Annotated in this window: 9 protein-coding genes; 4 read left to right on the top strand and 5 right to left on the bottom strand. The window is 64.4% G+C overall.

Annotated features, from left to right (window positions below):
• The first annotated feature begins 29 nt into the window (after positions 1 to 29).
• From AC1D75_RS23910 to AC1D75_RS23900, 3 genes are all read left to right on the top strand, one after another.
• Positions 30 to 344, top strand: a complete 315-nt coding sequence (locus tag AC1D75_RS23910) for a hypothetical protein (protein WP_495517830.1) — start codon at positions 30 to 32, stop codon at positions 342 to 344.
• Positions 341 to 943: a DUF3558 family protein gene (locus tag AC1D75_RS23905; RefSeq protein WP_495517829.1), complete on the top strand. Its 603-nt coding sequence runs from the start codon at positions 341 to 343 to the stop codon at positions 941 to 943. The genes AC1D75_RS23910 and AC1D75_RS23905 overlap by 4 nt, the downstream gene beginning before the upstream one ends.
• A 94-nt stretch (positions 944 to 1,037) precedes the next feature.
• Positions 1,038 to 2,330 (top strand): hypothetical protein, encoded by a 1,293-nt coding sequence (locus AC1D75_RS23900; RefSeq protein ID WP_495517828.1) that lies wholly within the window; start codon positions 1,038 to 1,040, stop codon positions 2,328 to 2,330.
• A gap of 39 nt (positions 2,331 to 2,369) precedes the next feature.
• Here AC1D75_RS23900 and glpK read toward each other — a convergent pair whose 3' ends face one another.
• A complete protein-coding gene (gene glpK / locus AC1D75_RS23895; RefSeq protein ID WP_495517827.1) occupies positions 2,370 to 3,878 on the bottom strand; it encodes a glycerol kinase GlpK in 1,509 nt (502 codons plus the stop codon).
• Between the two features lie 141 nt (positions 3,879 to 4,019).
• On the opposite strand from glpK, the gene glpD reads away from it, so the two are divergent.
• Positions 4,020 to 5,765, top strand: a complete 1,746-nt coding sequence (glpD, locus tag AC1D75_RS23890; RefSeq protein ID WP_495517826.1) for a glycerol-3-phosphate dehydrogenase — start codon at positions 4,020 to 4,022, stop codon at positions 5,763 to 5,765.
• Between the two features lie 28 nt (positions 5,766 to 5,793).
• Here the strand turns inward: glpD and AC1D75_RS23885 are convergent, their stop codons facing one another.
• From AC1D75_RS23885 to AC1D75_RS23870, 4 genes are all read right to left on the bottom strand, one after another.
• On the bottom strand, positions 5,794 to 6,201 hold the full coding sequence (locus AC1D75_RS23885; protein WP_482138495.1) for a Zn-ribbon domain-containing OB-fold protein: 408 nt from the start codon (positions 6,199 to 6,201) through the stop codon (positions 5,794 to 5,796).
• A 14-nt stretch (positions 6,202 to 6,215) separates the two neighbouring features.
• Positions 6,216 to 7,427 carry a thiolase family protein gene (locus AC1D75_RS23880; RefSeq protein ID WP_495517825.1) on the bottom strand — a complete coding sequence of 404 codons (1,212 nt, stop codon included), beginning with the start codon at positions 7,425 to 7,427 and terminating at the stop codon, positions 6,216 to 6,218.
• Between the two features lie 64 nt (positions 7,428 to 7,491).
• On the bottom strand, positions 7,492 to 8,103 hold the full coding sequence (locus AC1D75_RS23875; RefSeq protein ID WP_495517824.1) for a TetR/AcrR family transcriptional regulator: 612 nt from the start codon (positions 8,101 to 8,103) through the stop codon (positions 7,492 to 7,494).
• Between the two features lie 126 nt (positions 8,104 to 8,229).
• The gene (locus AC1D75_RS23870) at positions 8,230 to 12,816 is read right to left on the bottom strand and encodes an ATP-dependent helicase (protein WP_495517823.1); all 4,587 of its coding nucleotides are present in this window, start codon (positions 12,814 to 12,816) and stop codon (positions 8,230 to 8,232) included.
• Positions 12,817 to 13,154 lie beyond the last annotated feature (338 nt).

Below are 13,154 nucleotides of genomic sequence, written 5' to 3'. Positions count from 1 at the left end.
CAGGTGGGAGATCTATGCGAGGAGGGGACATGGCCGACGAAGTGCAGTTCACTGATGAACAGTGGGAGACGGTAGCGACGGCTGCGGAGGTGTTCGCGGAGGTGTTAGCCGAGGCGCAATTGAACCTTAGCGGGGTTATCGATTCGAACTGGGCCGGTGAGTGTGCCGAGGGTGAAGGCACTATCGAAAACTTGCGTTCCTTGCTGCGTGGTGACACGGGGTCGTTTTCGCAGGCGATCGTGTCTGAAGCTGACTATCTTAAGGTCGTGGCAGCGCAATGTAGAGCATCCAAGTTGTCGTTGCAGTCAGCCGATGAGGCAAACTCAAGGCAGTTTCGCAAGTGAGGTTGCGGATCGCATCCTTAATTTTGGTAGTGTTTTGCGCTGCCGCGTGTGCAGTCGATGATCCTGGAACACAGCCGGTTCCGGTTATGCCAAGCACAACCGATCCGGCTGAGTCTGAAGAAGTTCCGTTGCCTTTTCACAATCCGTTTCCAAATCGCTGGAATTCATCGAATGATGGAACGCCCTTTGAGCCCTGCGTCGCTTATGCGGATGAGGAACTTCTGCGATTTGGCATAGACCCGCGGGTGATTGAGGATTCGGCAATGGTCGACGGGCAAGGTATACGCGGATGCAACTGGTTTATGCCTGACACGATTTCCCTTACCAATGTCGTTACCAACGCGACTTCGCTTTCGGCGTACAAGGCTGGGACCGGTGAGCTCGCGTGGAAGGATGACTTTCTTATCGGTGATCGAGCCGTGGGCCTCGCACAGTTAAATGGCGAGGATCGGACCTGCAAGACATACGTTCAATCGTTACGATCAATAGTGGTTATCACGATCATTGTGACGGGCGGGGTTGAGGCGCGTAAGCAGTTTGACCCGTGCGAGATTGCAGTTGAGTTTACAACTGCGTATATCGACAAGATTCCTGACTGATTCACTCTGCAAGTGTGCGGACCCGAAGGGTGCATTGGATAGACTCTGCGCAAGTCAGTGCTGGGGAGTGCTGTGAGGGGGATTGGGGGAGAACGTGGCGCCGAAGTCGATTGATCCGACGGACTGGGTCAGCCATGCGCTCGATGAGATGCGTCGGGTGTGCGCGAGCATGCAACCCAGTTCGGCGGAGGCTGATGCTGAGGCGATCAGGCTGATCGCGAGTCGAATCCAGGCGGCTGCGGCGGTGTACGAGTCAGCCCTTCCGAAGTTGTATCCGGAAGGTGAGTTCAGCGGAGAGACAGTCACCGGATCGCACCGCGCAACTGTTGCCGGTATCCGGCACACGGATAGCTCGGCGGCAGTTGGGCTCAAGATCGCGGACCAGATTTCGGCCATCGCGGGGATCCTTTCGCAAACTCAGGGCAACGTTGCGGACCTGGACGCCACATTCGGTGACGGTGGCGGCGACAACACGATGGAGCGGGCAGTACATCGAGCGCTGATTGCCAAGACGATGACGGATTCGTACAGCAACCCGGTCATCGGCGCGAATGGCTCATTGCCCGAATACGACGCCGCCCCGCTGCCGCAGCTCGGTACAGGCTTTGAGCCAAACTTCGCGGAAGCCCTCGGCGGAGCCGGCTCCGGTAGCGGATCAGGGGACACCAGTCCGGCACTGCTCGCGGGAGCCGGCACCCGAGGTGAGAACGGTCCCGACGGGCCGGGCGGCCCGAACGGACCCGGCGCTGACCAAGCCGCCTATATGGGAGGTCAGGCCGGAGACACGCCCTTCACCCTCGGAAGTGGCGGCGACGCATCGGGCGCAAGCGGAGACGGATCCACACCGGGCCCGCTCAATGGCGCTTTTGGCGCACCGGTGGCAGGTGGCGCGGGCACAGGCGGACTGACGTCGGCCGCAGCGTTGAACAGTGCGCGCGGTGGGGCCTCTGGTAGCGGCTCGGGAAGTAGCGGCTCGGGAAGTGGTGGCTCGGGCGGTGGTCGCGCCGCAGGCAGTGGCTTCGGCGGAGTCGGAGGCGCCGGTTCGGAAGCGAACCCGCTCGGCCGTCGTACGCCCGCATCGCTGGTCACACCGGCAACCGGCGCCAATCAATCGGCCGGGGCGACGCCGTCAGGCGGCTCGCGGGGTGGCAGTCCGATGGGGTCGCCCGCCGGTGGCCGCGGAGCAGGGAAAGACAAGGACGGCGAGCATCGCGCGCCGTCGTACCTGCACACCCGCGAGAACGGGGAAGAGATGGTCGGACGCCTGCCGCTGGTGGGACCGCCCGTCCTCGGCGATTGGGCTCGTGTCTTGGACCTCGGTCCGGCCGGTGAGAGCGCAACGCCCGACGCGCCCGATGGCAAAGGCCCTGACGACAAGCAGCATTAGCGCACTTCGCAGCCGGTCGCTGGTTGTGGTCGCGCTCGCTCAGGCCAGGTCGTAGCTTCGTTCGACGGCGGTGTTCCATCCGGCGAAGCGCTCATCGCGATCATCGGCGGGCATTGTGGGTTCCCAGGATTTGCCCTCTGCCCAGTTGTCACGAATCTCTTGTTCGCTGTCCCAGTAACCCACCGCGAGCCCGGCCGCGTAGGCAGCACCCAACGCTGTCGTTTCGTTGACAACCGGCCGGACAACCGGAACGCCGAGGATATCGGCCTGGAACTGCATGAGCAGCTCATTGACGACCATGCCGCCGTCCACCTTGAGGGTCGACAACGTAACGCCCGAATCTGCTTGCATCGCCTCGATCACCTCGCGCGTCTGAAAGGCGGTGGCCTCCAGCGCCGCACGCGCAATGTGACCCTTGTTGACAAAGCGCGTCAGGCCAACGATCACGCCACGCGCGTCGGGCCGCCAGCGCGGCGCGAACAAACCGGAAAAGGCCGGCACGAAGTAGACCCCGCCGTTGTCATCGACAGTCTGGGCGACCCCTTCGATATCTCTTGCAGCACTGATCAACCCAAGATTGTCGCGCAGCCACTGGATCAGGGATCCGGTCACCGCGATTGAACCCTCCAGTGCGTAAACGGGTTTGTTGTCGCCGATCTGGTAGCAGACGGTTGTCAGCAGTCCATGGTCGCTGTGGACCACTTCCTCGCCGGTGTTGAGCAGCAGGAAATTGCCTGTGCCGTAGGTGTTCTTGGCTTCGCCCACCGCCAGGCAGGCCTGCCCGAACGTGGCTGCCTGCTGATCGCCGAGAATGCCGGCGATGGGTACGTCGGCGAGCGGGCCCCGCTCGCGGACATGGCAATACACCTCGGACGAACTGCGGATTTCGGGCAACAGGCTCATCGGGATCTGCATCTCCCGGCAGATCTCCTCATCCCAGGCGAGCGTCTCGAGATCCATCAGCATGGTGCGGGAGGCGTTGGTGACATCGGTCAGATGCTGTCCACCGCTCGGGCCGCCGGTCATGTTCCAGATGAGCCAGGTATCCATTGTGCCGAAGCACAATTCGCCGGCCTCGGCGCGTTCTCGAACGCCATCGACGTTGTCGAGAATCCACCGGACCTTCGGCCCGGAGAAGTAGGTGGACAGGGGGAGTCCGGTGCGCTGCTGATACCTGCCCGCGCCGTGATCGCCGGCCAGTTCCTCGCACAGTGCCGCGGTGCGCGTGTCCTGCCACACGATGGCGTTGTACACGGGCCGACCCGTCGATCGATCCCAGACCACGGTGGTCTCACGCTGATTGGTGATTCCCAGCGCGACGATGTCGGCGGTCTCGAGATCTTCCGCTGCCATCGCGGCCGCCACCACACGGCGCGTATGCCGCCAGATCTCCACGGCGTCGTGCTCGACCCACCCGGACTGCGGGAAGATCTGCCTGTGTTCGACCTGTTCCGAACTGACGACACGTCCGGAATGGTCGAAAATCATGCAACGCGTCGACGTTGTGCCCTGGTCGACCGCGGCTACGTACCCGGTGGTGTTGCTCACGTCCCCGAGTGTTCCATGAACTGCCCGTAGAGTCCGCTGTGTGGACCATCGACGTGTCACCGAAGCGCATTGGAGTGGCCGAACGGTTACCTGCGGGTAACCTGGCACAAGAGTATCCGCCCAGCTGAATGGGAGATCGCGATGAGCGCAGCAACTTTCGATCCGGATCGGCCCGCAGACCTCGGTCCCCGCTACCGGGAAAACGCCTGGCAGCGCCTCTCGACCGAACAGTTCGACGTTGTTGTCGTCGGCGGTGGCATCGTCGGGGCCGGAACTGCGCTCGACGCCGCAACCCGCGGCCTGCGGGTGGCCCTGGTCGAGGCCCGCGACATCGCATCGGGCACATCAAGTCGCTCGTCGAAGATGTTCCATGGCGGATTGCGCTACCTCGAACAACTCGAGTTCGGCCTGGTCCGCGAAGCGCTGCACGAACGCGAACTCTCCCTGAGCACCCTGGCGCCGCACCTCGTCAAACCCCTCCCGTTTCTCTACCCACTGACCCACCGGGGCTGGGAGCGCCCCTACGTCGCGGCAGGCCTTTTTCTCTACGACTCGCTGGGCGGATCGAAATCAGTTCCCGGACAACACCATGTGACCCGTTCCGGGGCGCTGCGCATTGCGCCGTCGCTGAAACGGAACTCGCTCACCGGCGGGATCACCTACTACGACACCGTGGTCGACGACGCCAGGCACACCTTGACCGTGGCGCGCTCTGCGGCCCACTATGGCGCGGTGATCCGGACCTCGACGCAGGTCACCGGCTTCCTACGCGAAGCCGACCGTGTCAGTGGTGTGCGCGTTCGCGACACCGAGACCGGCGAGACCGCCGACATCCGCAGCCACTGCGTGATCAATGCGGCCGGGGTCTGGACCGATGAGATCCAGGCGTTGTCCAAGCAGCGCGGCCGCTTTCGGGTCCGGGCCTCCAAAGGTGTGCACATCGTTGTCCCGCGTGATCGCATCGTCAGTGAATCGGCCATCATTCTCCGGACAACCAAGTCTGTGCTGTTTGTGATCCCGTGGGAAACCCACTGGATCATCGGCACCACCGACACCGACTGGAACCTCGATCTCGCTCATCCGGCTGCGACCGCCGCCGACATCGACTACATCCTCGAACGGGTCAACGAGGTGCTGGTGACACCTCTGACCCACGGCGACATCGAAGGCGTCTATGCCGGCCTCCGCCCACTCCTGGCCGGCGAAAGCGACGAGACCTCGAAACTCTCCCGCGAACATGCGGTTGCCGAGGTCGCGCCGGGTCTGGTTGCGATAGCCGGCGGCAAATACACCACCTACCGGGTGATGGCCGCAGATGCCGTGGACGCCATCACCGACTTCATCCCGGTCCGGGTGGCGCCGTCCATCACCGAGAAGGTGCCGCTGCTCGGAGCCGATGGCTATCACGCGTTGATCAATCAATGCGATCAGCTCGGACAACGACATGGGCTGCACCCGTACCGTATTCGTCGCCTGCTCAATCGCTATGGCTCGATGATCGACGAGGTCTTGGACTACGCCAAGAAAGATGCAAGCCTGCTCGAACCACTGACGGGTGCCCCGCAATACCTACGGGTCGAGGTCGTGTACGCCGTTGTCAGTGAGGCGGCGCTGCACCTCGAAGACATCCTGGCGCGCCGTACCCGGATCGCGATCGAGTACCCCGACCGCGGCGTGAACTGCGCAGCCGAAGTCGCGGATTTGGCTGCGCCACTGCTGGACTGGGATGCCGAGCAAACCGCGTTCGAGGTCGAGACATACCTGGCCCGTGTAGTCGCCGAAGTCGCCTCGCAGCGTCAACCTGACGACGAATCTGCCGATGCCCTACGTGCGGCCGCTCCGGAATCACGCGCCGAACTCCTTGAGCCGGTGCCGGTTCCGGACTGACACTGCCCAGAAGTCGGCAGGCGTCAGGTCAGGCGGGCTCGTAACGCAAAAGTGTGACGTCGTCGTCCGGGTAGTCGAAGAACACCGGCTTGACCCGCATACCCACCGTGATGTCTTCCGGTGCGACGTTGACCAACTCGGTGGACAGGCGGGGACCTTCGTCCCACTGCACGACGGCAACAAGCTGCGGCACCGAGTCGGCGAAATGCGGCGACACCGGCTTGCGCGCGATGGTGAACGTGTAGAGCGTCCCGAGGCCGGAGATCTCACGCCACTCGAGGTCGTCGGCGAGGGTGCCGGGCGCCAGGACACGCGGATAGAACACGTACTGCTGCAGCGACGGTGAATACTGGATGCGGATCTTGTGCTCTGCCAACGCATCCCAGAAGGGTGCGGTCACAGGCGTTTTCACCGGCATCGGTTTGGTGAACGTCATGAGGTGATCGCTTTCTAGTCGCCCTGGAGAACAAGTGTGGTCTGTTCGCCCATCACGCCACCGTTGCCGGAGACGAATGCGCGGTTGCAGTCGTCGACCTGTGCGGCCCCGGCCCGGCCCATGATCTGGCGGGTGGCGTCGCACACGTGGTGCATGCCGCCTGCCAGTCCGGCCTGTCCGAATCCGAGCTGGCCGCCTGCGGTGTTCAGGGGGAAGTCGCCGCGGAACGTCAGGTCATGTGAGTTGACGAACTCCATGCCCTTGCCCTTTTCGCAGAAACCCGCGTCTTCCAGGCTCATCAACACCGTGATGGTGTAGCAGTCGTAGATGGAGACCATGTCCATGTCACTGCGCTCGAGACCGCTCATCGTGAATGCGGAGTTGGCAGCCTGCGTGATCGGCGTCTGCAGCAGATCTTCGGCATAGCTGGGGGTCTTGTAGGCGACGTGCTCGCCAAAACCCTTGATCCACACCGGCCGGTTCTTGCTCTTCTTCGCCAGCGCGGCCGAGGTGACCAGCACCGCGGCGCCGCCGGAACACGGCATCACGATCTCGAGGCGGCGGAGCGGGTCGGCGATCATCGGGCTTGCCAGTACGTCGTCGATGGTCAGCGTCTTGTCGTAGAAGATCGCATCGGGAGTGTGGTTGGCGTTGACCCGTTGATCCACAACAATTTTCGCCAGCGCGCGCTCGTCGTATCCGTATACGGAGCGGTACAGCTGAGCGATCTGCCCATACGGACCGTTCTGCCCGAGATTGCCGAACGGGATGTCGAACTCGGCCTGCGGTGAGCCGTAGCGGTTCGATGACGACCCGTACAGCAGGATGTCGGTGAGACTTTCCGGCAACGGCTTCTTCTCGTTGTACGGCACGCCGTAGTCGGCGGGAAGGACACACAGGACCGCTTGGCAGATGCCGAGTTCCACCGCCGCCGCGGCACGCCAGACCATCGCGGACGCCGATGCTCCACCGAGGTCGACGATCTCGGCAAAGTTGACCTTCGCTCCGAGGTACTCGGCAATGGTGGACGGTACGAACATCTCGGACTCGAGCAGAGTCGAGGTGACGATCCCGTCGATCGCGATGCCGGTCAGTCCGGCGTCCTCGATCGCCGATGCCGACAGGGTCGCCCACTGTTCAAGTGTGAAACGGGGGGTCCTGGTGGAGACCTTCTGTGGTGGCAACTCCGTATATCCGACAATTGCCGCATCGCCCTGAAAACCCATGGATGCTCCTGCGCGTGGAGAAAGTGGAAGAGACGGTCGTCCGCCAACCTACTAGAACCCGAATCTAGTTTTCAACTGTTTGCTCGGCCGGGCCGAACAGGAAGTCCATGAATCGGTTGCACAGCCGGTAGACGTCGTCCATCGTTCCGTCGTGATAGATCGCTGAGGTGAGGGCGGTGTTGATGATCGACCACAACATGATCGCGGCGTCGGCGGCGGCGCCGGGGCCGAGCCGGGCGAAGTCGCCGGCCAGGGTCTGCTGGCAAACGGTGAAGAATTCGCCGAGCAGCGCTTTTGCGTTGGTGTCCGAACTCGACTGCAGGATCACGTGCACTTTGAAGAAGTGCGGTCGACGCTCGAACGACGAGATGACCGCGTTCATCTTGGTCCGGATCTGATGCTCGGACAGGTTGTCGCCGGACCGCGCGTAGGCCGGTGCTGCCCAGTCCAACAGCACTGCCGCGTAGAGATGCTCTTTGGACGAAAAATAGCGGTAGAGAGTGCCCAATGCGACCCCGGCTTCCTGCGCCACGTCGCGGATCTGGATCTGCTCGTACTCCTGGGCCTTGAGAGCGGCGTTGGCGGCCTTGATGATGCTCATCCGTCGGGCCTGCTGCCAGGCGGGCAGCTCCGAACTGAGCGTTGCCGCCGCAGTGGAGGGTGCCTGTTGCGCCATGGAAGAGTTCCTTTGCGTATGCGGGCCGTTGCCCGTGTGAGCCATCCGGTGATAGCCGAGCTAGGTACACAGTAAATTGTGCCGACCTACCGTGTCCGCCACACCGTGAGGTTCCGGTGATCCGGGTCAGCCGGTTCGGCGTAGTCGCAACCCTCGGGGTGTGGCCGCGAATCCGCTCTCGCGTAGATGTGCGGCGAGGTCGCTCGTCTGCACCGGGTCGCCGTTGACCCGTTCGACGTGTAGCCGGTCGACCTGACCGCGGATCACGACCTTCGCCAGAGCCCCGGACGCCGCCTCCAGATGCGCGACGTTTTCGCTGAACGTCAGAACCGTCTTTCCGCCGCGCTCGACAAACAACACCAGATGCCCGTCCACGAGAACCACCAGCGCGCCCGGCTTGCGGCCGGGCCGGTGTCCCTCGGCCTGTTTCGGCCATGCCAACGCCGCGCCATACGGGTTGGCCGGGTCGGTGGCCGCGAGTGCCAGAGCGAAGGTGCCGGTCGTCTCGACCTCGTCGCGGAGACGATCGACTGTGGTGGTCGCAGCGAACTGGGCGCCGCCGAGCCCGTCGATGTAATACCCGCGCCGGACCTTGCCGCTGTCCTCGAATCCACTGAGCGCCTTGTATACCCGCGAGAATCCGCCGGCGATGCCCTCGGTCATCACCGCCCCCTTTGTCACCACGCCATACCGGTCGAGCAATGCCGAACACTGAGCGGCCACCGCTCGTGTCGGATCGGATGTGGGCTCGGGCAGGGCGAACCACCGCCCGGTCATCGACAGTGGCGCAGTGCGCGGTGTGCGGGCGAACCGACTGCGTCCCCGATGCGCCGGGGCGCTGCGGGTGGCGCCCGATTTGCGACCGGGACCGAGCAGCGCCCGCACCGGACTGAAGGTGTCGTTGCTGATCCGCCCGGCCCACGCCAGATCCCACAACGCCGTCTCCAGATCTGAACCGAGCGGAGCCACACCGCCGAGGGTGAGCGCGTCGCTGAGTTGCCGAAAGAAGAAGGCGCCGCCGGAGGAGAGCTGTTCGAGTAGCCGGTGATGCAACTCGCTCGTGTCGATATCGACCGGGATCGGGAGACTGTCTTGCGCCACATCCGCCGGATGCAGACTGATCCAGCCGTCCGATCCGGACAGCCTTCCGTGACCCGCCCAGAGCACCTCGCCACCGGCGGTCAATTCGTCGAGCATGTCGGGGCGATAGTCGGCCACCCGTGCGGGCAGGACCAGCGACTCCCACGCCGATGCCGGAATGGGTACTCCGGCAAGCTGATCGATCACCGCGGACACGCCGTCGATGCCACGCAGCCGTGACCGTGCGGTGACGTGCTGCCAGCCGGTGACGAATCGGGCGTAGGTCTCGTGACTCACCGGTGCGATCTCCGCGCGGCTCGCGGCGAGGGAACCTCGTCGCAGCACGGCGAGTACCTCGGTGTTGCACCACTGTTCGGCGCCGCTCAGAGTGCCTGCAGGTTCGGGCCGGAAATCTCCCTCGACCACTCGTCGTTGTCCGGCCAAGCGCACCAGGGTGTCGCGGACGACGGCGACGCCGACTCCCAGCGCCTCGGCCGCGTCGGATGCCACAAACGGTCCGTGGGTACGGGCATAGCGGCCGACGATGTCGCCGAGCGGGTCGTCCACCGGTTCGAGGAATGCCAGCGGAAGTCCCTGCGGCGGGGGGATACCCAAGCCGTCACGCAGGCGTCCGGCATCCTCTGCGGCCGCATACAACTGTGCTTCGCCGCGCTGGATCGTGATGGCCCGGCCCGAGGCCACGAGTTCGTCGAGCAGAGGTTGCGGATCGTCGCCGGTGAAGCGCAGGCCCACATCGGAGGCGCTCAGTGGTCCGAGCCAGCGCAACAGGTCGGCGATGCCTTCGATGTCGCGGGCCTGGCGATCGGGATGCAGGCGCTGCAGCTTGGCCTCGGTATCGGCGATCACCTTCGCGTCGAGCAACTCTCGCAGGTCGACCCGTCCCAGGAGCTGGGCCAACAACGCGGTGTCCAGGGACAGGGTGGCGGCGCGGCGCTCGGCCAGCGGCGCGTCGTCGGCGTACATGAAGGCGCCGACATATCCGAACAGCAACGACGAAGCCATCGGAGACGGAGTCTGCGTTTCGATCTCGATGATCCGCAGGCGTCGTGTTGCGATCCTGGTGAGCAGATCGGTCAATGCGGGGAGGTCGTAGACGTCCTGCAGACATTCGCGAAACGCCTCGAGGATGATCGGGAACTGCGGGTATTTCCGGGCCACATCGAGTAGCTGCGCACTGCGTTGGCGTTGCTGCCACAGCGGCGCCCGACGTCCCGGGTTGCGGCGCGGCAAAAGCAGCGCCCTGGCGGCACATTCGCGGAACCTGGAGGCGAACATGGCGGACCCGCCGAGTTGCTCGGTGACGATCTGCTCGATCTCGTCGGCCTCGAACCCGAACAGTGCCGCGCCGGGAGGCTGGTCGTCGGTGTCAGGTAGGCGGACGATGATGCCGTCGTCAGCTGCCGAGACGGCCCCGTCGATACCGTAATCCTGTTCCAGGCGTGCCGCGACCGCACTTGCCCACGGTGCATGCACCCGTAAACCGAAGGGGGAGTGCAGGATCACCCGCCAGTCACCGAGCTCGTCGCGGAATCGCTCGACCAGCAGGGTGCGGTCGGTTGGCAGGTGGCCGGTGGCGGCCTGCTGCTCGGAGATCAGCTGGGCGAGATTGTCGCGGGCAAAATCGTTGAGCCCCAGGCGCTTCGCGTGTGACTCCAGCTTCTTGTCGTCGATGAGTTCGCCGACAAACCGGCCGATGGCCTCACCCAACTCGGCCGGCCGGCCGATGCTGTCGCCATGCCAGAACGGCAAACGCCCGGCCTGCCCGAATGCCGGCGTGACCAGGACCCGGTCGTGGGTGATGTCCTCGATTCGCCAACTGGTGGCACCCAGCGCGAACACATCGCCGACCCGCGATTCGTAGACCATCTCCTCGTCGAGTTCGCCTACCCGGGTTTGCTTTTCGCCGACCATGTAGACGGCGAACAATCCGCGGTCGGGGATCGCGCCGCCCGAGGTGACGGCCAGGCGTTGCGCTCCGGGCCTCCCGGTCAACGTGCCCTGCGCGCGATCCCAGACGATCCGTGGCCGCAGTTCGGCGAACTCGTCGGACGGATAGCGCCCCGACAACAGGTCGAGGGTGGCGTCGAATACCGGCCGCGCCAGCGTTGCGTACGGCGCGCTGCGGCGCACGAGCTGATACCAGTCGTCGACGCCGATACTGCCGGTGGCGCAGGCGGCGACGGTCTGCTGCGCGAGGATGTCGAGCGGATTCGCCGGCACCGTGAGTTCTTCGATGAGTCCGTCGGTCATCCGTTCGACGGCAACCGCGCAGCGCAGCAGGTCGGCCCGATGCTTTGGAAACAGGACGCCCTGACTGATCTCGCCGACCTGGTGGCCCGCCCGGCCGATCCGCTGCAGGCCGCTCGCCACCGACGGCGGTGCCTCCACCTGGATGACCAGATCAACTGCGCCCATGTCGATGCCCAGCTCGAGACTGCTGGTGGCGACCACACAGCGCAGGCGTCCAGCTTTGAGCTCTTCTTCGATCTGTCCGCGGACCTCTTTGCTGACCGAACCATGATGTGCGCGGGCGAGCAGGGGGGCGGCACCTTTGCTGGCGCCGCTGGCCATCACCTGGGCCGGTGCGCCGCCGGGCACCCGCGGATTCGGGCGCGATTCCGGGGCTTCGCCGATTCGGGTGGCGTGGACTTCATTGAGCCGGGCCGTCAGCTGTTCGGCGAGTCGACGCGAATTGGTGAAGACGATGGTGGACCGGTTCTTCTCGATCAGATCGACGATGGAGCTCTCGACATACGGCCACAGCGATCCGGCAACCGGTGCCGATGCCTCATCGTCGAACCCGTCGGTGCCCGCGATCACCGGGATGTTGGTCATGTCGGCGACGGGGACATCGACGGACAGGTCGAATGTCTTCTGCGCAGGCGGCTGCACCACCGTGCACGGGCGACTCCCGGACAGGAACTCGGCCACGCGCTGCGGGGGCCGCACGGTCGCCGACAACCCGATGCGCTGCGCGGGCTTGTCCAGGAGTGCATCGAGACGTTCCAAAGAGACCGCGAGGTGCGTCCCGCGTTTGGTCCCGGCCACCGCGTGAACCTCATCGATGATGACGGTCTCTATCGAGGTCAACGTCTCTCGGGCCGACGACGTCAACATCAAGAAGAGTGATTCGGGTGTGGTGATGAGGATGTCCGGTGGCTTGCGCAGCAGTTGCCTGCGCTGGGCGGGCGGCGTATCACCAGAGCGGACGCCAACAGTGATCTCGGGGACGGGTTCGCCCAGATCCTGCGCCGCCCGGGTCAACCCGATCAGCGGTGCACGCAGGTTGCGTTCGACGTCGATCGCCAGCGCCTTCAGAGGGGACACATAGAGAACCCGGGTACCCGCAGGCTCGGCTCCCTCCGGGGTGGGATGGGCAGCGAGCTGATCGAGCGCCCACAAGAAAGCCGACAGCGTCTTTCCGGACCCCGTCGGTGCCACCACCAGTGTGTTCTGGCCGTCGGCGATCGAGTTCCAGGCACCCAGTTGGGCCGCGGTGGGTTCGGGAAACGCAGCGGTGAACCACGCCCGGGTGGGCGCGGTGAACCGGCCGAGGACCTGCTGGGTGTCGATACCGGCGGACTTCGGCGGTGAGGGCTTGCGGGCGGCCATTGCTCCATGATCCATGAGTGGTCTGACAACGGCGCCGGGGATCGATATGACAGATGGTCTGCACCGTCCGCCTTGACCGGGCAAAACGCGCAGGTTTAGAGTCAGCCCCAACGCTGTGTGGACGGGAAATCCGGTGAGAGTCCGGAACGGTCGCGCCACTGTGAGTTCAACGGAGTCACCAGCATCCGGGGAACGAGTCAGAGCACCTACACCCAGCGAACATCCATCGAAACGCGGGCGCGTCTACCCGCGAGAGGAGTTCAGTTGTCGAGTCCTTCAGTATCCCAAGCATTTTCAGCGGCACAGCCAGGTCCTGGTGGTGCCAGGCTCGCAGTCGC

It is taken from the genome of Williamsia sp. Y712 (genome assembly GCF_059445525.1).
This window is presented reverse-complemented; position numbering and strand designations above follow the sequence as displayed.

What these genes read in the sequence shown, in the direction of transcription:
- AC1D75_RS23880 (WP_495517825.1), bottom strand. Translation starts at nt 7,427, where the DNA reads ATGGGTTTTCAGGGCGATGCGGCAATTGTCGGATATACGGAGTTGCCA.
- AC1D75_RS23910 (WP_495517830.1), top strand. Translation starts at nt 30, where the DNA reads ATGGCCGACGAAGTGCAGTTCACTGATGAACAGTGGGAGACGGTAGCG.
- glpD (WP_495517826.1), top strand. Translation starts at nt 4,020, where the DNA reads ATGAGCGCAGCAACTTTCGATCCGGATCGGCCCGCAGACCTCGGTCCC.
- AC1D75_RS23885 (WP_482138495.1), bottom strand. Translation starts at nt 6,201, where the DNA reads ATGACGTTCACCAAACCGATGCCGGTGAAAACGCCTGTGACCGCACCC.
- AC1D75_RS23875 (WP_495517824.1), bottom strand. Translation starts at nt 8,103, where the DNA reads ATGGCGCAACAGGCACCCTCCACTGCGGCGGCAACGCTCAGTTCGGAG.
- AC1D75_RS23870 (WP_495517823.1), bottom strand. Translation starts at nt 12,816, where the DNA reads ATGGCCGCCCGCAAGCCCTCACCGCCGAAGTCCGCCGGTATCGACACC.